The 20,165-nt window shown below is 61.4% G+C and carries 24 protein-coding genes; 11 read left to right on the top strand and 13 right to left on the bottom strand.

The annotated features are described in order from the left end of the window. The first annotated feature begins 39 nt into the window (after positions 1-39). The 6 genes from QMK54_RS20565 to cysG all read left to right on the top strand — a co-directional run bounded on the left by QMK54_RS20565 (position 40) and on the right by cysG (position 7,746). Positions 40-2,451: a DNA translocase FtsK gene (locus QMK54_RS20565; protein WP_103395492.1), complete on the top strand. Its 2,412-nt coding sequence runs from the start codon at positions 40-42 to the stop codon at positions 2,449-2,451. A gap of 66 nt (positions 2,452-2,517) precedes the next feature. Then, positions 2,518-3,141 carry an outer membrane lipoprotein chaperone LolA gene (lolA, locus tag QMK54_RS20560; RefSeq protein ID WP_110663261.1) on the top strand — a complete coding sequence of 208 codons (624 nt, stop codon included), beginning with the start codon at positions 2,518-2,520 and terminating at the stop codon, positions 3,139-3,141. Between the two features lie 216 nt (positions 3,142-3,357). Continuing rightward, positions 3,358-4,680: a replication-associated recombination protein A gene (locus QMK54_RS20555; RefSeq protein ID WP_110662615.1), complete on the top strand. Its 1,323-nt coding sequence runs from the start codon at positions 3,358-3,360 to the stop codon at positions 4,678-4,680. Further along, positions 4,680-5,054, top strand: a complete 375-nt coding sequence (crcB, locus tag QMK54_RS20550) for a fluoride efflux transporter CrcB (protein ID WP_110662614.1) — start codon at positions 4,680-4,682, stop codon at positions 5,052-5,054. Before QMK54_RS20555 ends, crcB begins: the two co-directional genes overlap by 1 nt. 16 nt (positions 5,055-5,070) lie before the next feature. Next, positions 5,071-6,351 (top strand): serine--tRNA ligase, encoded by a 1,281-nt coding sequence (serS, locus tag QMK54_RS20545; protein WP_320401248.1) that lies wholly within the window; start codon positions 5,071-5,073, stop codon positions 6,349-6,351. Then, complete coding sequence (gene cysG, locus QMK54_RS20540; protein WP_320401247.1) at positions 6,352-7,746, top strand: siroheme synthase CysG; 1,395 nt, start codon at positions 6,352-6,354, stop codon at positions 7,744-7,746. A gap of 127 nt (positions 7,747-7,873) precedes the next feature. Here cysG and QMK54_RS20535 read toward each other — a convergent pair whose 3' ends face one another. The 9 genes from QMK54_RS20535 to QMK54_RS20495 all read right to left on the bottom strand — a co-directional run bounded on the left by QMK54_RS20535 (position 7,874) and on the right by QMK54_RS20495 (position 12,863). After that, positions 7,874-8,875, bottom strand: a complete 1,002-nt coding sequence (locus QMK54_RS20535; protein WP_223592049.1) for a glutathione S-transferase family protein — start codon at positions 8,873-8,875, stop codon at positions 7,874-7,876. A gap of 91 nt (positions 8,876-8,966) precedes the next feature. Further along, positions 8,967-9,968, bottom strand: coding sequence for a glycosyl transferase family protein (locus QMK54_RS20530; protein WP_320401246.1), 1,002 nt, complete (start codon positions 9,966-9,968; stop codon positions 8,967-8,969). Beyond that, a complete protein-coding gene (locus tag QMK54_RS20525) occupies positions 9,965-10,300 on the bottom strand; it encodes a TusE/DsrC/DsvC family sulfur relay protein (protein ID WP_110658782.1) in 336 nt (111 codons plus the stop codon). The genes QMK54_RS20530 and QMK54_RS20525 overlap by 4 nt, the downstream gene beginning before the upstream one ends. Further along, complete coding sequence (tusB, locus tag QMK54_RS20520) at positions 10,297-10,590, bottom strand: sulfurtransferase complex subunit TusB (protein WP_110658784.1); 294 nt, start codon at positions 10,588-10,590, stop codon at positions 10,297-10,299. Before tusB ends, QMK54_RS20525 begins: the two co-directional genes overlap by 4 nt. After that, the gene (gene tusC, locus QMK54_RS20515) at positions 10,590-10,952 is read right to left on the bottom strand and encodes a sulfurtransferase complex subunit TusC (protein WP_223592058.1); all 363 of its coding nucleotides are present in this window, start codon (positions 10,950-10,952) and stop codon (positions 10,590-10,592) included. The genes tusB and tusC overlap by 1 nt, the downstream gene beginning before the upstream one ends. 1 nt (position 10,953) lies before the next feature. Then, positions 10,954-11,346: a sulfurtransferase complex subunit TusD gene (gene tusD, locus QMK54_RS20510; RefSeq protein WP_320402937.1), complete on the bottom strand. Its 393-nt coding sequence runs from the start codon at positions 11,344-11,346 to the stop codon at positions 10,954-10,956. 188 nt (positions 11,347-11,534) lie between these two features. Then, complete coding sequence (locus tag QMK54_RS20505) at positions 11,535-12,239, bottom strand: YoaK family protein (RefSeq protein ID WP_320401245.1); 705 nt, start codon at positions 12,237-12,239, stop codon at positions 11,535-11,537. Positions 12,240-12,264: 25 nt separating this feature from the next. Continuing rightward, entirely contained in the window at positions 12,265-12,594 is a 330-nt protein-coding gene (locus QMK54_RS20500) for a DUF6388 family protein (protein WP_320401244.1), read from the bottom strand. 20 nt (positions 12,595-12,614) lie between these two features. After that, positions 12,615-12,863 carry a hypothetical protein gene (locus tag QMK54_RS20495; protein ID WP_103395504.1) on the bottom strand — a complete coding sequence of 83 codons (249 nt, stop codon included), beginning with the start codon at positions 12,861-12,863 and terminating at the stop codon, positions 12,615-12,617. A gap of 148 nt (positions 12,864-13,011) precedes the next feature. On the opposite strand from QMK54_RS20495, the gene QMK54_RS20490 reads away from it, so the two are divergent. Then, positions 13,012-13,362 carry a hypothetical protein gene (locus QMK54_RS20490; RefSeq protein WP_320401243.1) on the top strand — a complete coding sequence of 117 codons (351 nt, stop codon included), beginning with the start codon at positions 13,012-13,014 and terminating at the stop codon, positions 13,360-13,362. A gap of 129 nt (positions 13,363-13,491) precedes the next feature. Here QMK54_RS20490 and QMK54_RS20485 read toward each other — a convergent pair whose 3' ends face one another. Further along, positions 13,492-13,917, bottom strand: a complete 426-nt coding sequence (locus QMK54_RS20485; RefSeq protein WP_110658798.1) for a GNAT family N-acetyltransferase — start codon at positions 13,915-13,917, stop codon at positions 13,492-13,494. 149 nt (positions 13,918-14,066) lie between these two features. On the opposite strand from QMK54_RS20485, the gene QMK54_RS20480 reads away from it, so the two are divergent. Both QMK54_RS20480 and QMK54_RS20475 read left to right on the top strand, forming a co-directional pair. After that, entirely contained in the window at positions 14,067-14,504 is a 438-nt protein-coding gene (locus QMK54_RS20480) for a hemerythrin domain-containing protein (RefSeq protein WP_320401242.1), read from the top strand. A 57-nt stretch (positions 14,505-14,561) separates the two neighbouring features. After that, positions 14,562-15,155 (top strand): NUDIX domain-containing protein, encoded by a 594-nt coding sequence (locus QMK54_RS20475; RefSeq protein WP_110658802.1) that lies wholly within the window; start codon positions 14,562-14,564, stop codon positions 15,153-15,155. Positions 15,156-15,342: 187 nt separating this feature from the next. On the opposite strand, the gene QMK54_RS20470 is transcribed toward QMK54_RS20475, so the two are convergent. Next, on the bottom strand, positions 15,343-15,858 hold the full coding sequence (locus tag QMK54_RS20470) for a methylated-DNA--[protein]-cysteine S-methyltransferase (protein ID WP_110658806.1): 516 nt from the start codon (positions 15,856-15,858) through the stop codon (positions 15,343-15,345). 136 nt (positions 15,859-15,994) lie between these two features. On the opposite strand from QMK54_RS20470, the gene ggt reads away from it, so the two are divergent. Together ggt and QMK54_RS20460 are read left to right on the top strand one after the other, a co-directional pair. Next, positions 15,995-17,722: a gamma-glutamyltransferase gene (gene ggt, locus QMK54_RS20465; RefSeq protein WP_110658808.1), complete on the top strand. Its 1,728-nt coding sequence runs from the start codon at positions 15,995-15,997 to the stop codon at positions 17,720-17,722. Positions 17,723-17,791: 69 nt separating this feature from the next. Next, positions 17,792-18,325 carry a cysteine hydrolase family protein gene (locus tag QMK54_RS20460; protein WP_223592067.1) on the top strand — a complete coding sequence of 178 codons (534 nt, stop codon included), beginning with the start codon at positions 17,792-17,794 and terminating at the stop codon, positions 18,323-18,325. A 60-nt stretch (positions 18,326-18,385) separates the two neighbouring features. Here the strand turns inward: QMK54_RS20460 and QMK54_RS20455 are convergent, their stop codons facing one another. Together QMK54_RS20455 and QMK54_RS20450 are read right to left on the bottom strand one after the other, a co-directional pair. Continuing rightward, positions 18,386-19,054, bottom strand: coding sequence for a TetR/AcrR family transcriptional regulator (locus QMK54_RS20455; RefSeq protein WP_110658812.1), 669 nt, complete (start codon positions 19,052-19,054; stop codon positions 18,386-18,388). Positions 19,055-19,144: 90 nt separating this feature from the next. Further along, positions 19,145-20,047: a LysR family transcriptional regulator gene (locus QMK54_RS20450; protein WP_110658813.1), complete on the bottom strand. Its 903-nt coding sequence runs from the start codon at positions 20,045-20,047 to the stop codon at positions 19,145-19,147. Between the last annotated feature and the right edge of the window lie 118 nt (positions 20,048-20,165).

The following is a 20,165-nucleotide window of genomic DNA, read 5'->3' as shown; positions in this document are numbered from 1 at the left end:
ACCAGATGGACGCGCCCATGGCGCAGGAAAAGAAGCGTTTTGAAGAAATCCACCGCAGCACCTAAACCAGCCGTCGTTCCGCTCTGGCGCCAGCACTTGCACTACCGACTCAAGGAAGGTGCGCTGATCGCCATCGGTGCCTTGTGCCTGTTCCTGATGATGGCCTTGTTGACCTATGGCAAGGACGATCCGGGCTGGAGTCATAACAGCAAGATCGACGACGTGCAGAACTTCGGCGGGCCTGCGGGCTCCTACAGCGCCGATATCCTGTTCATGGTGCTGGGTTATTTCGCCTACATCTTCCCGTTGTTGCTGGCGATCAAGGCGTACCAGATCTTCCGCCAGCGTCACGAGCCGTGGCAGTGGAGCGGCTGGCTGTTCTCCTGGCGCCTGATCGGCCTGGTGTTCCTGGTGTTGTCGGGTGCGGCCCTGGCCCATATCCATTTCCATGCCGCGACCGGTCTGCCGGCCGGGGCGGGCGGTGCGCTGGGCGAAAGCCTCGGCGAACTGGCCAGGAACGCCCTGAATATCCAGGGCAGCACGCTGTTGTTCATTGCGTTGTTCCTGTTCGGCCTGACCGTGTTTACCGACCTGTCGTGGTTCAAGGTGATGGACATCACCGGCAAGATCACCCTCGACCTGTTTGAACTGTTCCAGGGCGCGGCCAATCGCTGGTGGGCGGCCCGTACCGAGCGTAAACAGCTGGTTGCCCAGTTGCGTGAAGTCGACAACCGTATGGATGAAGTGGTCGCGCCGACCGTCACCGACAAGCGCGAGCAGGCCAAGGTCAAGGAACGGCTGATCGAGCGTGAGCAAGCCCTGAGCAAACACATGTCCGAGCGCGAGAAGCAGGTGCCGCCGGTGATTGCACCCGCGCCGCCAAAACCTGCCGCACCGAGCAAGCGCGTCGAAAAAGAGAAGCAGGCGCCACTGTTCGTCGACAGCGCCGTGGAAGGCACCTTGCCGCCGATTTCGATTCTCGATCCGGCGGAAAAGAAACAGCTCAACTACTCGCCTGAATCCCTGGCTGCGGTTGGCCACTTGCTGGAAATCAAGCTCAAGGAATTCGGCGTTGAAGTCGCGGTTGATTCGATTCACCCGGGTCCGGTGATTACCCGTTACGAAATCCAGCCGGCGGCCGGCGTCAAGGTCAGCCGTATTTCCAACCTGGCCAAAGACCTTGCGCGCTCCCTGGCCGTGACCAGCGTGCGCGTGGTGGAAGTGATTCCGGGCAAGACCACGGTCGGTATCGAGATCCCCAACGAAGACCGGCAGATCGTGCGTTTCTCCGAAGTGTTGTCCACCCCCGAGTACGACAACTTCAAATCCCCGGTCACCCTGGCCCTGGGCCACGACATCGGCGGCAAGCCGGTCATCACTGACCTGGCGAAAATGCCCCACCTGCTGGTGGCCGGTACTACCGGTTCCGGTAAGTCGGTGGGCGTGAACGCGATGATCCTGTCGATCCTGTTCAAGTCCGGCCCGGAAGACGCCAAGCTGATCATGATCGACCCGAAAATGCTGGAGCTGTCGATCTACGAAGGCATTCCGCACCTGCTGTGCCCGGTGGTCACCGACATGAAGGACGCCGCCAACGCCCTGCGCTGGAGCGTTGCCGAGATGGAGCGACGCTACAAGCTGATGGCCAAGATGGGCGTGCGAAACCTCTCGGGCTTCAACGCCAAGGTCAAGGAAGCCCAGGACGCCGGCACGCCGTTGAGCGATCCGCTGTACAAGCGCGAAAGCATCCACGACGAAGCGCCACTGCTGCAAAAGCTGCCAACCATCGTCGTGGTCGTGGACGAATTCGCCGACATGATGATGATCGTCGGCAAGAAGGTTGAAGAACTGATCGCGCGTATCGCCCAGAAGGCGCGTGCGGCCGGTATCCACTTGATCCTTGCGACCCAGCGTCCGTCTGTGGACGTGATCACCGGTCTGATCAAGGCCAACATTCCGACCCGCATGGCGTTCCAGGTATCGAGCAAGATCGACTCGCGGACCATCATCGACCAGGGCGGTGCCGAACAACTGCTGGGCCACGGTGACATGCTCTACATGCCGCCGGGCACCAGCCTGCCGATTCGTGTTCACGGTGCTTTCGTGTCCGACGATGAGGTTCACCGCGTGGTGGAAGCCTGGAAACTGCGGGGCGCGCCGGAATACAACGACGACATTCTCAATGGCGTCGAAGAGGCTGGCAGCGGTTTCGAAGGCAGCAGCGGTGGTGGTGACGGTGATGATCCCGAGGCCGACGCGCTGTACGACGAAGCGGTGCAGTTCGTCCTGGAAAGCCGTCGCGCCTCCATTTCCGCGGTTCAGCGCAAGCTGAAGATCGGCTACAACCGCGCCGCGCGCATGATCGAAGCCATGGAAATGGCCGGGGTCGTGACGTCCATGAACACTAACGGTTCGCGTGAAGTCCTGGCCCCTGGCCCGGTGCGTGACTGACCCGAGTATGAAAGGGGGGGTGCCTTTGGCGCCGCCCGCACTCCCACGAATGTTATGAGGACTCCCATGCGTCTGATCCGCATGCTGTTGCTGCCGGTACTGGCCTTGACCACGCTCCAGGCTCACGCCGATGACAAGGACGTGGCGCGCCTGACCCAATTGCTGGAAAAATCCCAGACCCTGACCGCGCGTTTCTCGCAACTGACCCTGGATGGTAGTGGCACCCAGTTGCAGGAAACCGCCGGCGACATGTCCTTGCAGCGTCCGGGCCTGTTCTACTGGCACACGGATGCACCAGCCGAGCAGACCATGGTTTCCGATGGCAAGAAGGTCACCCTGTGGGACCCTGACCTGGAACAGGCCACCATCAAGAACCTCGACCAGCGCCTGACCCAGACCCCGGCCTTGCTGCTGTCCGGTGATGTGTCCAAGATCAGCCAGAGCTTCGACATCAGTGCCAAGGAAGCCGGCGGCGTGATCGACTTCACCCTGAAGCCGAAGACCAAGGACACCCTGTTCGATAGCCTGCGGTTGTCGTTCCGCAATGGTCTGGTCAATGACATGCAACTGATCGACAGTGTCGGCCAGCGCACTAATATCCTGTTCACCGGGGTGAAGGCCAACGAGCCGATCCCGGCGTCCAAGTTCAAGTTCGACATCCCGAAAGGGGCGGACGTGATCCAGGAATAAAACGCAAAACCTGTGGGGGCGGGCTTTTGTGGCGAGGGGGCTTGCCCCCGTTGGGTCGCGAAGCGACCCCAAAACCTGCTATTGCGTTGCATCAGGCATACCGAATGTGGAGTTTTTACGACTGCTTCGCAGCCGGACGGGGGCAAGCCCCCTCGCCACAGGGTCTTTGCCACGTTTTGAGATTTAGTTATTCACCCGAGGTTTTAAACGTACGCCATGGACCTGTTTCGCAGCACCCCGATCGCCCAGCCCCTGGCCGCCCGCCTGCGTGCGGCCAATCTGGACGAGTACGTCGGTCAGGAGCACGTGCTCGCTCGCGGCAAGCCCTTGCGCGAAGCGCTGGAGCAGGGTGCCCTGCATTCGATGATTTTCTGGGGGCCGCCGGGTGTGGGCAAAACCACCCTGGCGCGATTGCTCGCGGAAGTCTCGGATGCACACTTCGAAACGGTCTCGGCGGTGCTGGCCGGGGTCAAGGAGATCCGCCAGTCGGTGGAAATCGCCAAGCAGCAGGCTGCGCAGTACGGCCGCCGGACCATACTGTTCGTCGACGAAGTGCATCGCTTCAACAAGTCGCAGCAGGATGCGTTCCTGCCCTATGTCGAAGACGGCACGCTGATTTTCATCGGCGCCACCACGGAAAACCCTTCGTTCGAACTCAACAACGCGTTGCTGTCACGGGCGCGGGTCTATGTGCTCAAAAGCCTCGACGAAGCGGCCCTGCGCAAACTGGTGCAGCGCGCGTTGACTGAAGAACGTGGCCTGGGCAAGCGCAACCTGACCCTCAGCGATGAAGGTTTCCAGATGCTGCTGTCGGCCGCCGATGGTGACGGCCGGCGCTTGCTCAACCTGCTGGAAAACGCCTCGGACCTGGCGGAAGACAACAGCGAGATCGGCACCGAACTCCTGCAAAGCCTGCTCGGCGATACCCGGCGGCGCTTCGACAAGGGCGGCGAGGCGTTCTACGACCAGATATCCGCGCTGCACAAATCGGTGCGCGGCTCCAACCCCGACGGCGCGTTGTACTGGTTCGCGCGCATGATCGACGGCGGCTGTGACCCGCTGTACCTGGCCCGTCGTGTGGTGCGCATGGCCAGCGAAGACATCGGCAATGCCGACCCGCGCGCCCTGAGCCTGTGCCTGGCGGCCTGGGAAGTCCAGGAGCGCCTCGGCAGCCCCGAGGGTGAACTGGCGGTGGCGCAGGCCATCACCTATCTGGCCTGCGCGCCAAAGAGCAACGCGGTGTACATGGGCTTCAAGACGGCATTGCGCGCCGCCGCCGAGCACGGCTCGCTGGAAGTGCCGCTGCACCTGCGCAATGCGCCGACCAAGCTGATGAAACAGTTGGGCTACGGCGATGAATACCGTTATGCCCACGATGAGCCGGACGCCTATGCCGCTGGCGAAGACTATTTCCCGGAAGAACTCGACCCGATCCCGTTCTATCAGCCCGTACCCCGTGGCCTGGAGTTGAAGATCGGCGAAAAACTCAACCACCTGGCGAAACTCGACCGTTTGAGCCCAAGGCAGCGGAGAAAATAGTGCTTCCCTTGATCGTTGCGGTTTCCGTCGGCGGGATCGCCGGTACGCTGTTGCGCTTCGCCACGGGCAACTGGATCAACGCGAATTGGCCGCGGCACTTCTATACCGCGACGCTGGCCGTTAATATCGTGGGCTGTTTGCTGATCGGTGTTCTATACGGTCTGTTTTTGATACGCCCGGAGGTGCCCATCGAGGTGCGTGCCGGGTTGATCGTTGGCTTCCTCGGAGGGCTGACGACTTTTTCATCCTTTTCACTGGATACGGTGCGCCTGCTGGAAAGCGGGCAAGTGCCGCTGGCCCTGGGCTATGCGGCGCTCAGCGTATTCGGCGGGCTGCTTGCCACCTGGGCCGGCCTGTCCTTGACCAAACTTTGATAAACGAGAAACCGACATGCTCGATTCCAAACTGTTACGTAGCAACCTTCAGGACGTAGCGGACCGCCTGGCATCCCGTGGCTATACCCTGGATGTTGCGCGCATCGAAGCGCTGGAAGAACAGCGCAAGACCGTCCAGACCCGCACCGAAGCACTGCAGGCTGAACGTAACGCGCGCTCCAAATCCATCGGTCAGGCCAAGCAGCGTGGCGAAGACATCGCGCCGTTGATGGCGGACGTCGAGCGCATGGCGGGTGAATTGAGCGCCGGTAAAGTCGAACTGGACGCGATCCAGACTGAACTGGACTCGATCGTGCTGGGTATTCCCAACCTGCCGCACGAATCCGTGCCGGTGGGCGAAGACGAAGACGGCAACGTCGAAGTGCGTCGCTGGGGCACCCCGACGGCCTTCGACTTCCAGGTTCAGGACCACGTAGCCCTGGGCGAGAAGTTCGGCTGGCTGGACTTCGAAACCGCCGCCAAGCTGTCCGGCGCCCGTTTCGCCCTGCTGCGCGGCCCGATTGCCCGTCTGCACCGCGCCCTGGCGCAGTTCATGATCAACCTGCACGTCACCGAGCACGGCTACGAAGAGGCCTACACGCCTTACCTGGTCCAGGCCCCGGCGCTGCAAGGCACCGGTCAACTGCCGAAATTCGAAGAAGACCTGTTCAAGATCGCGCGCGAAGGCGAAGCCGACCTATACCTGATCCCGACCGCCGAAGTGTCGCTGACCAACATCGTGGCGGGCGAAATCGTCGATTCGAAACTGCTGCCGATCAAGTTCGTCGCCCACACCCCGTGCTTCCGCAGCGAAGCTGGCGCGTCGGGTCGTGACACCCGCGGCATGATCCGCCAGCACCAGTTCGACAAGGTCGAGATGGTGCAGATCGTCGAGCCGTCGAAATCGATGGAAGCGCTGGAAGGCCTGACCGCCAACGCCGAGAAAGTCCTGCAACTGCTGGAACTGCCTTACCGTACCCTGGCGCTGTGCACCGGCGACATGGGCTTCAGCGCGGTCAAGACCTACGACCTGGAGGTGTGGATCCCGAGCCAGGACAAGTACCGCGAAATTTCGTCGTGCTCCAACTGCGGCGACTTCCAGGCCCGCCGCATGCAGGCGCGTTTCCGCAACCCGGAAACCGGCAAGCCGGAACTGGTGCACACCCTGAACGGCTCCGGCCTGGCAGTGGGCCGTACCCTGGTGGCGGTGCTCGAGAACTATCAGCAGGCCGACGGCTCGATCCGCGTGCCAGAAGTGCTCAAGCCGTACATGGGTGGCCTTGAGGTCATCGGCTAAATGAACTATCTGCCGCTGTTTCACAACCTTCGCGGCAGTCGTGTGTTGGTCGTCGGCGGGGGGGAAATTGCCTTGCGCAAGTCCCGCCTGCTGGCCGATGCCGGTGCGCTGCTGCGGGTGGTTGCACCTGAAATCGAAGCACAACTGCGCGAACTGGTTGCCGGCAGCGGTGGCGAGTGCCTGCTACGGGGCTACGCCGAAGCGGATCTGGACGGTTGCGGGCTGATCATTGCCGCCACCGACGACGAAGCGCTGAATGCACAAGTCTCCGCCGATGCCCATCGGCGTTGCGTGCCGGTCAACGTGGTGGATGCGCCGAAGCTGTGCAGCGTGATCTTCCCGGCCATCGTTGACCGTTCTCCGTTGATCATTGCCGTGTCCAGCGGCGGCGACGCGCCGGTGCTGGCGCGTTTGATCCGCGCCAAGATCGAAACCTGGATTCCGTCCACCTACGGTCACCTGGCAGGTTTGGCTGCGCGTTTTCGTCATCAGGTCAAAGGCCTGTTTCCGGATGTGCGGCAGCGTCGGGCGTTCTGGGAAGATGTTTTCCAGGGACCGATTGCCGACCGGCAACTGGCCGGGCAGGGCGGTGAAGCCGAGCGCCTGTTGCAGGCGAAGATCGATGGCGAAGCGCCAGTGGCGACCGGTGAGGTCTATCTGGTGGGCGCAGGGCCAGGTGACCCCGATCTGCTGACATTCAAGGCATTGCGTTTGATGCAGCAAGCCGACGTAGTGCTGTACGACCGTTTGGTCGCACCGGCGATTCTCGAACTGTGCCGTCGCGACGCCGAACGGGTTTACGTCGGCAAGCGTCGCGCCGATCACGCGGTGCCGCAGGACCAGATCAACCAGCAATTGGTGGACCTGGCCAAACAGGGCAAGCGTGTGGTGCGGTTGAAGGGCGGCGATCCGTTCATCTTCGGTCGTGGTGGTGAAGAGATCGAGGAACTGGCGGCTCATGGCATCCCGTTTCAGGTGGTGCCGGGGATCACGGCGGCCAGTGGTTGCGCGGCCTATGCCGGGATTCCGCTGACGCACCGCGATTACGCGCAGTCTGTGCGTTTTGTCACCGGGCACCTGAAGGACGGCTCAACCGATTTGCCGTGGGCCGATCTGGTCGCGCCAGCGCAAACCCTGGTGTTCTACATGGGGCTGGTGGGCTTGCCGATCATCTGCGAGCAGTTGATCAAGCATGGTCGCGGTGCCGATACACCGGCAGCGTTGATCCAGCAGGGCACCACGGTCAATCAGCGGGTGTTTACCGGCACCCTGGCGGACCTGCCACGGCTGGTGGCGGAGCACGAAGTGCATGCGCCGACATTGGTGATCGTCGGTGAAGTGGTGCAGCTGCGCGAGAAACTGGCGTGGTTCGAAGGGGCTCAGGGGCAGGTCTAGAGACCGGGTCGCCCCATTCGCGAGCAAGCCCGCTCCCACATTGGATTTGTGAACGACACAAAACCAATGTGGGAGCGGGCTTGCTCGCGAAGAGGCCCTCAAATTCAGCGCAAAACCGAGATCAGGTTCAGGCCTTGCGCCAAACCCCTTTCCCGCTCAACCGCTGCCGGTCATGGGGCGCGCTAAAGTCCTGTGCCGGGCCTTTGGGCACCACACCCGTCGGGTTGATGGTGCGATGGCTGGCGTAGTAGTGGTGCTTGATGTGGGTAAAATCCACCGTCTCGGCAATGCCTGGCCACTGATAGATCTCCCGCAGCCAGTTCGACAGGTTCGGATAATCGGCAATCCGCCGCAGGTTGCACTTGAAGTGCCCGTAGTACACCGCATCGAAGCGAATCAGCGTGGTGAACAGGCGGATGTCCGCTTCGGTCAGGTACTCGCCAGCCAGATAGCGGTTGGCGCCCAGCAGCAGCTCCAGGCGGTCCAGTTCGGCAAACACCTCATCGAAGGCTTCTTCATAAGCCTGTTGCGAGGTGGCAAACCCGGCGCGGTACACGCCGTTGTTCACTGCCGGGTAAATCCGCTCGTTCAGCGCATCGATCTCACCGCGCAACGCTGCCGGATAGAAGTCCAGGTCGTTGCCGGTCAAATCGTCGAAGGCACCATTGAACATGCGGATGATTTCCGAGGATTCATTGTTGACGATGCGCTTTTGCTGTTTGTCCCACAGCACCGGTACGGTGACGCGGCCGGTGTAGTCGGCCGTGTCGGCGGTGTAGCGCTGGTGCATGAAGTCGAAGTGATCGAGCTTGTCGCCGGTCGAGCCCAGGCTCTGGTCGAAGGTCCAGCCGTTTTCCAGCATCAGCCAACTGACCACCGAAACGTCGATCAGGCTCTCGAGGCCTTTGAGTTTGCGCAGGATCAGCGTGCGATGCGCCCAGGGACAGGCCAGCGACACGTACAGGTGATAGCGCCCGGGTTCGGCGGCAAAACCACCGACGCCGGTCGGTCCCGGCTTGCCGTCAGCGGTCAACCAGTTGCGACGTTGCGCCTGTTCACGCTGGAACGCGCCGTCCTTGCTGCTTTCGTACCACTTGTCCTGCCAGCGGCCATCAACTAACAAACCCATGTCCAAGACTCCCGAAACCGATAATCGTTGGAGTTGAGTCTATTCCGATGAGTTCGAACAAAAAGCGCAAAGATCGGGCGTGAATGATCGGTTAAATCGATTTATCCCGGGCGGCCCAGTATTGCTCGGCGGTTTCAAAGGCCTGTTCGCGGCTCTGGCCGAGGCCGCGCAGGGCCAGGGCCATGGTCGAAATCAAGGCCATTTGCGGGTAGCTGTCGACCACGTCGCCACGCCACACCGCTTTCAAATGTTCAGGTTCAAGCGAGGCAGGTTTGACGTGACGCTGCGCCGACAACTGCGGCCATTCTTCGTCCCAACTCTCGCCGCCGGTGGTGCCGTACAGGTGGCTGTCGGCGTCCGGGTTGATCTCGATTTCGCCGCCATCGCCCTTGATCACGATGGCGGTGTCACCCAGCAGTCCGCTGGCATCGCGATGCACGGCCTGATAACCCGGGTGGAAAATACTCTGCAGGCCGCAACGCGCGCCCAGCGGATTGAGAATCCGCGCCAGCGAGTGGATTGGCGAGCGCAGGCCGAGGGTGTTGCGCAGGTCGATCATCCGTTGCAGCTGTGGCGCCCAGTCCACCAGCGGCATGAAGGCCAGGCCACCATTGTCCAGCGCCGCGCCGACCTGTTGCCAGTTGCGGCACAGCGGGATGTTCAATTCGCCCAGCTGTTGCTCGCTGTACAAGCGACCGGCCGTGTGGGCGCCGCCGCCGTGCATGAAAATCCGCACGCCGTTTTGCGCCAGGCACTTGGCCGCCAACAGATACCACGGTAAGTGCCGCTTCTTGCCGGCGTAGGTCGGCCAGTCCAGATCCACCGCCAGCGCCGGAGGATTCAGGCGTTCGCGCAAGCCCTCGGTGAAGCCGGCCATCTCCTCGGCGCTTTCTTCCTTGTGCCGCAACAACATCAGGAACGCGCCGAGCTGGGTTTCCTCGACCTTTTCATCGAGCACCATGCCCATGGCTTCGCGGGCCTCATCGCGGGTCAGGTCGCGGGCGCCGCGTTTGCCTTTGCCAAGGATCCGTACGAATTGGGCGAACGGATGCTCGGCGGGCGTTTCGAGGGTCAGTGCTGGGTAATCGGTCATAGGCAATTCGTCGGTTTGGGCAGGCCCGCCAGTTTCGCGGCGAGTTTGGCGGGAGTGCCTTTGAACAGTCGGTTCAGGTGCAGGCTGTTGCCTTTTTCCGGGCCGAGTTTCAGGGCGGTGTACTTGATCAGCGGGCGCGTGGCCGGTGACAGCTGGAACTCGGCGTAGAAACTGCGCAGCAGTTCGAGGACTTCCCAATGATCGGGCGTCAACTCGATATCTTCAGCCGCCGCCAGGGCGCTGGCCACATCGGCAGACCAGTCACTCAGCTCGACCAGGAAACCGTCCTTGTCCAGCTCGATGACGCGGGCGCCGACCGTCAATGCATTCATAGCCAGCTGTTGACCTTGTCGTAGTGAATCGACAGTTCGACGAAGGCCGGGTAGTCGATGGCGCGGGCCCAGTCTGGAACCGCAAGCGCACGGGCCTGGGCATCTTCGGCCAGGACGAACAGTTTCAGGCCGCGCGCGCTGAGCGCGGTGAACGGCGCGGTGCCTGGCTGTAGCGCATAGGCAGCATCACCGGACAGCAGCAAGCCATCGTTGGCGCCGATCACGCGCAGGCAACTGGTCAGGCGTTCGTCGCCGAATGGGGAATGAGACAACACATGCAAAGTCGACATCAGAGGGTGATCACCTGGTCGTAACGGTCAATGAGGGCGGTGATTTCGTCGGTGGCCAGCACCTGGGCTTCTTCCAGCGACAGGCCGCTCGGGTCGAGGCCGCGTTGGGTAATACTGTCGCCACAGGCGAACAGCTCCTCGACACCGAACATCGGCAGGGCTTGCAGGTTGGCGCTCAGGTCTTTCTGTTGCAGGGCCTTGGCGTTCTGGCCGGCGGCCAGCTGGAACACGCCGTCATCGAGAAACAACAGGCCAATCGGCAGGTCGAAGGCGCCGCCGGCCAGCACGATATCCAGCGCTTCCCGCGCGCCCGGGCCGGACCATGGCGACTGACGGCTGATGATCAACAAGGATTTGGCCATGTCACACGCCTCCGAAACAGATCAGGCGGTCGGCATCCTGCCCCGCGTCATGCAATTGGCCAAGGCCGGACAGTTCCCACGGCGCACCGACGGCAACAGCCTCGCGCTGATAGCGCTTGGCTTCTTCCTCGTTCAAAACACCACGACGCAGGGCGGCGGCGATGCACACCACGCCATCGAGTTGTTGGTCGCTGACAAAAGTGCGCCATTGTTTGGGCAAGTCCAGTTCATCCTGGGGCGTGACCACACTGGCGGACGCGTTGTAGACGCCGTCCTGATAGAAAAACAGCCGGACAATCTCATGTCCGCCGGCCAGCGCCGCTTGGGCGAACAGCAAGGCGCGGCGCGAAGAGGGCGCGTGGGCGGCGGAAAACACGGCGATGGCGAATTTCATGACGGACTCGATCAGCAAAACTGCGGCCATGATAATGCTTTATCGGCGGGGCGGCGAAGGGCGTTTATTCGTAGACCGTGTCGCCCCCTTCGCGAGCAAGCCCGCTCCCACATTTGATCTCCAGTGTTCACACGAGCAATGTGGGAGCGGGCTTGCTCGCGAAGGCGGCCTCACAGTCAACACCAGTCTCAACGCGGCATATACCCCAACTGCCAGCGCCGCGGGATCTTCAACGACAACACCCCGAGCGCGGCAGCCAGCAGGCCACTGGCAAACAACGCCTTGAGCCCCAGGTGATGTTCCAGCACGGCACCGAGTACCGCGCCGGCGAACATGCCGGTCCAGGGGATCAGTTGCACGCGCCAGCCGCTGCGGCGCTCGCCGAGCATCCAGCGCCCCAGTCCGCGGCCGAAGCGCGACAGGGCACCGGTGACGTAAGTCAGGCCCACCGGCAGACCGTTCACTTCTTCCACCGCGGCGTTGAGCATGCCCATTGCAATGATCGCCGCCAGCAGGGCGAGCAGCTGCGCGTCAAAAGGCCAGGCCGCGGCGGCACACAGCAGGGCGGCGATGCTCAACAACAAGGGCAGCGCCCGACGTCTGCCTAGCCGGCTGACGATAATGCCCAGCGCGTTGCCGACGATGAAGGTAGCGACGAGGATCACCAGGCGCAGGGTCAAGCCAAGGTCGCCAGTGCTGATGGCGACAGCCATCCGGGTGGTATTGCCGCTCATGAACGAGACGAAGTCGCCGCTGGCCATGAAGCCGATGGCGTCGGTCATGCCGGCGAGTACCGAGAGCATGGCCACCAGGCTCAGGCCAATGCGCCCGCGCCATTTCTGCGTGTGCAAATGACCGGGGCTGGCGTGGGTCCTGGTGGTGTTGGGCAGCATCGGTGACGGCGTCCTTGAGCAGTGCCTAGGGTTTTATCCCATTCAACTCGCAATATTCCAGCCAGCCCATGCCAGCCATATCCGCCACTTCCCGGTGCACTTCCAGGCGCTGCGCCTCGTAGTCTTCGGCCGTGGCAACCGTCAGTTGCAGCGTCAGCTCCCAGGCGAACAGCCCGAGGCGCTCGGCTTCGGCTTCGAAGGCCTCATGCAAACGTTCGTCGCGGTACTCCGTCCGGGTTTCACCCTTGGCCTGGGCCAGCAACGGGTTGAGATTGTCGAGGTCGTGGCGCAACTCGGGGCGTTCGTCGAGAAAACGCTTCAGTGCCTGCTCATGTTGCTGTTCGCTTGCCGCCATGGTCACTCCTTGAGTGGGGATTACGAAGACTGCTTCTTGCTGGCCTTGGCCGCTGCTGCCAGGCATTCGAGGGCAAACTGCTCGGTGTAGGTCATCTGGATCGGCGTGGTTTCGCCTTTGACGGTTCTTTCGCCGTCGAGGATGTACTTGATCCGTTTGTCGGTGACGCCGATTCGCTTGGCAATCCAGGACGGCGTCTGACCGATCTGGCTGATCAGCTTGTCGGCATACTCGGTGGTCGGTTTGTAGAACTCGGCGTTGGGTGTCATCAGGTTTCCAGTCATGGGTGCGATGCGCTGCTATTGGCGCGACAGGGTGCGCGAATCGTCGCGCCATGTCGCGGTATAAATGAAGTAAAGCAGAACGATACGGGCTGCCGGGGTGATAAAGTCCGCTTTTTCCCGATGAGTGAATGCAATGCGAATTCTGATGGTGGCGCTGGCCGTGACTTTGCTGGCGGGATGCGCGGGCCCGGCGATGAACGATGCCCGCACCAAGGCCCCGTACAAGACCCTGAACTCGGAAAAGCCGGGAAAAGATGTCGCCCAGTGCGTGCAGTTTTCCTGGCAGGACGAGGCTGTGTTCGGCGTCGATGCCGCAGCCTATCTGGAGCCTGGCGAGAAGGGCGGCACGACCGTTTATACCCGTTCGGCAGAGTCGTTTGTGGACGTGACCACCGATGCCTCGGGCACAGTGTTGAGCTACTACGCACAAAAGGATGATTTCGTGGCCAAGCGCCGGTTGGCGGCGTTGGCGACTTGCCTGTGACCTGAAGGCTTGCGCAGTATCTTGTGGGAGCGGGCTTGCTCGCGAATACGTAGTGTCAGTCGCTATCAATGTTGGTTGATAGACCGCTTTCGCGAGCAAGCCCGCTCCCACAGTGGTTTAGTGTGCGGGTCAGTAGCTCAGGCGCTTCTGGAAGAAGAAGTGCTTGTGCCCCGGCGGATAGTCGGCAATGTGCCCGATCTCGCTGTAGCCGCATTTCTTGTAGAACTCCGGCGCCTGGAATTCAAAGGTGTCGAGCCACAGCCCGACGCAGCGCCGTTCTCGCGCCAGGTCCTCGGCCATCTGCATCAGTTTCGAACCCATGCCCTGTCCCCGTGCCTGTTCCGGCACCACCAGCAAGTCGATGTACAACCACTGGTAAAACAAGCGGCCGTGCAGGCCGCCGAGGATCTCGTCGTTGTCATCGCGCACCAGCAAGGCGATGTGCTCAGGCACGTTACCTTCGGCCTTCGAGCCGTTGTAGGCGCGCAACGGTTTGAGGATGGCCTGGCGTTGTTCATCCGTGGGGTTTTGCGACAGTTCGATACGCAGGTTCATGGCTATATCCATATGGCATTGAAGCCGCAGCCTAGCTCGGTTGGGACGATTGATCCATCCCCTCATAACGAGTTGAACCGTCGCCAACGCGCAGTTGTCATTGCTTAAGACGCGTCACTCCAGAACGCAGTTGATGAGGACTACGCCCCGTGAACATTTTTGAAGCCTTGCGCGAAAGCCACGAACGCCAACGGACCTATGCCGAGGCGCTGATCCGTACCAGCGGCGATACGCCTGAGCGGGTCGAGGCCTACAAGCAACTCAAGTCTGAATTGCAGGCTCACGCCACGGCCGAAGAGCGGCATTTCTACATCCCGCTGATGGAGTTCGATAACGGGGTTGACCTCTGCCGCCATGCCATCTCCGAGCACCACGAAATGGACGAAATGATGGAGGAACTGGACGGCACCGAGATGTCCAGCCCGGCCTGGCTGGCAACCGCGAAAAAACTCTCGGAGACGGTGCATCACCACCTCGAGGAAGAAGAGCAGAAGTTCTTCCAGATGGCCGGCAAACTGCTCGACGACAAACAGAAAGAGACGCTGGCCGGGCAGTATGAGAAGGAGTACAAGGCGCAGCTTGCTTGAGGGGGCCTGTATTCGCCTAACATGTGCACCCTCTGACAAGAAACAGGATGCGTTGTCATGTCGAACACAGCCGAGCGGGTCAACATCGTCGAGTCCCAGGTGTTGTCCCACGACTGGTACCTGCTCAAGAAAATCACCTTCGATTACCAACGCAACAACGGCGAGTGGCAACGCCAGGTCCGCGAGGTCTACGACCGTGGCAATGGCGCGGCGATTCTCCTGTACAACCGCGAAAAGAAAACCGTGGTACTGACCCGGCAATTTCGCCTGCCGGTGTTCGTCAACGGTCACGATGGGCTGTTGATCGAAGTGGCGGCGGGGCTGCTGGAGGGCGCGGCGCCTGAAGACCGCATCCGCGATGAGGCGGAGGAAGAGACCGGTTATCGCGTGCACCATGTGCAAAAGGTGTTCGAGGCGTTCATGAGCCCCGGTTCGGTGACGGAAAAGCTGCACTTCTTCATTGCCGAATACGACGCCAGGTCGAAAGTCGGCGAGGGTGGTGGGCTGGAGGCGGAAACCGAGGAGCTTGAAGTGCTGGAGTGGGCGTTCGAGGATGCGCTCCAGGCGTTCTACCGTGGCGAGATCTGCGACGCCAAGACCATCATGCTGTTGCAGTATGCGGCGATGAAAAACCTCTTCGCCCCAACCTGACCCTGTGGTGGAAGGGGCTTTTGTGGCGAGGGGGCTTGTCGGAACGCCGCATCGCCCCGTTCGGCTGCGAAGCAGTCGTAAAAAAACGGAGAACGCGACCTTCCTGGAATTCAGGGGTGTATGGATTTGGGACCGCTGCGCAGTCCAACGGGGGCAAGCCCCCTCGCCACAAAGATGGTGTGTTGTCTTAAAACAAATCACCCATGCGACTGGCGCCCGACCACTCGCAGCCCTCCAGCGTCAGCAACAGCTCCTTCGCCTCAAGCCCCCCGGCAAACCCGGTGAGTTTGCCCGAAGCACCAATCACCCGGTGACACGGCGCCACGATCGAAATCGGGTTCTTGCCATTCGCCGCGCCCACCGCCCTGACCGCTGCCGGGTTGCCGATCTGCTCGGCGATCTGGCTATAGCTGCGAGTCTCGCCGAACGGGATGGTCAGCAGCGCCGCCCAGACCTTCTTCTGGAATTCCGTGCCGGAAAAATCCAGTTCCAGTTCGAAGCGATCGCGGTTGCCGGAAAAATATTCGCGCAACTGCACGGCGGTACGCACCAGGATCGGGTTATCCGGCGCTTCGCTCATCGGGCCGAGGCGCACCCGCCCGGGTTTGTCGTTTTCCCAGAGGATGGCTGCCAGTCGTGAACCGTTCGCCACCAGCTTCAGCTGGCCCACGGGTGAAGCCACGGTGGTGCAGGTATAGGTCATGTCAGGGCACACGTGAAATTGCTGAACAGGTGTTAAGGATACTGTCTCGACGGGGAGGCGCAATACGTAATCCCGACCATACTTGGCTACGGCTTTTGAAGCGTTTTCCTACGTAATAACAAGAAGAGACCGACTCATGAAGTACGAACCTTTTGCCAAATCGCTGATTGCGACCTCGTTGGCGCTCAGCTGCCTGACTGCCCACGCCGCCTCCGTGGCCCCGGCTACCGGGGAAAACGGTATGGTGGTCACGGCCCAGCACCTGGCCAGCCATGTGGGCGTGGATGTACTCAAGAACGGCGGCAACGCCGTGGATGCGGCAGTCGCGGTCGGCTATGCGCTGGCGGTTGTATACCCCGCGGCAGGCAACCTCGGCGGCGGCGGTTTCATGACCATTCAGTTGGCGGACGGGCGCAAGACCTTCCTCGACTTCCGCGAAAAGGCGCCGCTGGCCGCCACCGCCAACATGTACCTGGACAAGGAGGGCAACGTCGTTCCCGACTTGAGTACCCGTGGCCATCTGGCCGTGGGCGTGCCGGGCACTGTTTCGGGCATGGAACTGGCGTTGTCCAAGTACGGCACCAAGCCGCGCAAGGAAATCATCGCCCCGGCCATCAAGCTGGCTGAAGACGGTTTTGTGCTGGAACAGGGCGATGTCGATCTGCTGGACTACGCCACCGACGTGTTCAAGAAGGACATCAAGGATTCCGGCTCGATCTTCCTGAGTAACGGTGAGCCGATGCAGGTCGGCCAGAAACTGGTGCAAAAGGACCTGAGCAAGACCTTGCGGGAAATCTCCGAGAAGGGCGCCGACGGTTTCTATAAAGGTTGGGTGGCCGATGCCATCGTCACCTCCAGCCAGGCCAACAAGGGCATCATCACCCAGGCCGACCTCGACAAATACAAGACCCGCGAACTGGCGCCCATCGAGTGCGACTACCGTGGTTATCACGTGGTCTCGGCACCGCCACCGAGCTCAGGCGGCGTGGTGATCTGCGAGATCATGAACATCCTCGAAGGCTATCCGATGAAGGACCTGGGCTATCACTCGGCCCAGGGCATGCACTATCAGATCGAGGCGATGCGCCACGCCTATGTGGACCGCAACAGCTACCTGGGCGACCCGGATTTCGTGAAGAACCCGATCGCCCACCTGCTGGATAAAAACTACGCGACCAAGTTGCGCGAAGCGATCAATCCACAAAAAGCCGCGGTATCCAGCGAACTCAAGCCCGGTGTAGCGCCCCATGAAGGCAACAACACCACGCATTACTCCATCGTCGACAAGTGGGGCAACGCGGTGTCGGTGACCTACACCCTCAACGACTGGTTCGGTGCCGGCGTGATGGCGAGCAAGACCGGGGTCATCCTCAACGATGAAATGGACGACTTCACCTCGAAAATCGGCGTGCCGAACATGTACGGCCTGGTACAGGGCGAAGCCAACGCCATCGCACCCGGCAAGGCACCGCTGTCGTCCATGAGCCCGACCATCGTCACCAAGGACGGCAAGGTGGTGATGGTGGTCGGTACGCCAGGTGGCAGCCGCATCATCACCGCGACCTTGCTGACCATGCTCAACGTGATCGATTACGGCATGAACATCCAGGAAGCGGTCGACGCGCCGCGTTTCCACCAGCAGTGGCTGCCGGAGGAAACCAACCTGGAAGCCTTCACCACCAGCCCGGATACGGTGAAGATCCTCGAAAGCTGGGGCCACAAGTTCGCCGGTCCCCAGGATGCCAACCATCTGGCGGCGATCCTGGTCGGCGCGCCGTCCCTGGGTGGCAAACCGGTCGGCAAGAACCGTTTCTACGGGGCGAACGACCCGCGGCGCAATACCGGCTTGTCGCTGGGTTATTGAGGGTTGTATCCGGCGGGGGACGGGCTTATGTTCGTCCCCTGACCCCTCGACATTTCAAGGAAGGAAATCATGACCACTGCGTTGTTAATCATCGATGTCCAACAGGCCTTGTGTTCCGGTGAGTACGAGTGTTTCGAGATTGGACGGGTTATCGATACGATCAACGATCTCTCGGCCCGGGCCCGCAAGGCCGAAGTTCCCGTGGTGCTGATCCAGCACGAAGAAACGGGCAGTCCGCTGGCGCATGACACTGCCGGCTGGCAACTGGCCGAAGGGCTGCAAACCTCGGCCACGGATCATCGCGTGCGCAAGACCACCCCGGATTCGTTCTACAAGACCAACCTGCAAAAACTGTTGCCGGAGCAAGACTTCGAGCGCCTGGTCATCTGCGGCCTGCAGACCGATTACTGCGTCAACGCCACCGTGCGCCAGGCCCTGAAACTGGGCTACGACGTGGTGCTGGCGGACGACGCACATTCCACCGTCGACAACGGCAGCCAGACCGCCGAAGACATCATCACCGAGCACAACAAGGATCTGGCGCACCTGACCGGTTCCGTGGCGCGGATCGATGTGATGCCGGCCAAGGACATCCACTTCTGAACCCACCACATTCCCCTGTAGGAGCGAGCTCGCTCGCGAAAAACCTGAGAGCAACGCGTTTTATCCAGAAAACACGTGCCATTGTTCGCGACCATCGCGAGCAAGCTCGCTCCTACAGGTGACCGCAACCGGCACCACGCCGCCCAGCACCAGCCGGGTAATGGTCGCCGCCGCATTGGCGTAGTCCTCATCCTGCGGTGTCTCGCGCCCGGTTATGTGCGCCATCTGCCAGCCCAGATTGGTGTAGGTGCGGGTCGCCGACCAGATGAACAGCATCAGGTGCTGTGGGTCGACCGGTGCGATCAGGCCCCGGTCGATCCAGCCGCTCAGGCATTCGACGTTGCGCCGGGCCTCGGCGTACAGCAGGTCGCGGCATTCCTCGGGCAACTGTTTGCCCCCCAGCAGCAACTCGCCGCTGAACACCTTGGCAATGTGCGGATGCTCCCGGGCGATGCGGATACGGGCGGTGATGTAGGCCTGCAACCCTGCTACCGGGTCGTCGCTCTCGCGCAGCACCGCTGACGCATCCAGCAATGGCTGGACGAAGCCGAGCAGCACCTGGGCGTAGAGGTTTTCCTTGGTCTGGAAGTAGTAATACAGATTGGCTTTCGGCACCCCAGCACGCAATGCGATGTCGCGGGTTTGCGTGCCGTCGAAGCCTTTGGCGGCGAATTCGGCACTGGCGGCTTGCAGGATGAGGTGCAGATTGTGCTGGCGGATACGGCTCATGGGGCTATCTGGGGAAAAATAAGTTTCGCAATATACAAAACTATATAGCGATTGAGCCAGCGTTGAGCACACCTCTTGGCGACTGCTTGACTACGTCGGTCCGAAAATCTCGATCAGTTCGTTCAGGAACGCACTCACCAGATCCTTCTGTCGAGATGAATGCCGCACCGCCGCATGAAAACGAACCTCATAACGCAGCAGATCCGGATTCAGCGGGTGCAATTGCCCCAACTGTTCATGCCGGGTTGCGTAGTGCTGTGGCAGAAACCCCAGGTGCTGGCCCGACAGGATCAGCAGGGCGGCGCCGTCCATGCTGTCGGTGAGCACGGTCAGGCGCTCGATCGACGTGGGGGCCGGCATTTCCGGCAGCGGATGGCTCGGCCAGACCCAGTCAAACCCGCTGACATCTTCGCGGGTCAGCGCGCCGACCTGGTCGAACAGCGGATGCGAAGGCGCGCAATAGGCAATCTGGGTTTCCGGGAACAGCGGGAAATAATCGATGTTGGGCAAGCGGTGCCAGAAGTAACCGATGGCCAGGTCGATATGGCCGTTGATGATTTTTTCTTCCAGCAGGGACGACGACAGCTCGGTGAAATGGAAGTACAGCCCCTCGTGCCGCGCCCGTAAACGGGCAATGGCCTGGCCGATTTTCTTGTTCGCCACCGGATCGATTTGCCCCAGCAGGCCGATGTTGATACTGCCCGAGACCTTGCGATTGATGTGCTGCACCTCGACCCGAAAACCCTCGGCCGCCGCCAGTAAGCGTCGGGCCGCGTCGATGAACTGCGTACCTTTGGGCGTCACCGCAAACCCGCCGCGCCCGCGCTCGCACAAGCGGAAACCGACCCGGGCTTCCAGCGTCGCCAATTGCGCGCTGATGGTGGGTTGCGTGGTGTTGAGGGCGGTTTGCGCCGCCGATATGCCGCCCGCTTCGACGACGGTCAGAAATACCCGGATCAGACGCAGATCCAGCTCCGTTACAGTTCCCAGCATGGGGGCTCCCGATTCTCGCTTACATAGATGCGGATCTATGTGAACAGTGTGCCTGCGATATTTTATTGCCCGGACTCACGCCCTACATTGCCGTGAAACCAGCGTCATCGTCAGATTT

Origin of the sequence: Pseudomonas sp. P5_109, from assembly GCF_034009455.1 — a bacterium.
Lineage (GTDB): Bacteria > Pseudomonadota > Gammaproteobacteria > Pseudomonadales > Pseudomonadaceae > Aquipseudomonas.
Note: the sequence above shows the minus strand (reverse complement) of the source record. Positions and strands in the feature narration are given on the sequence as shown.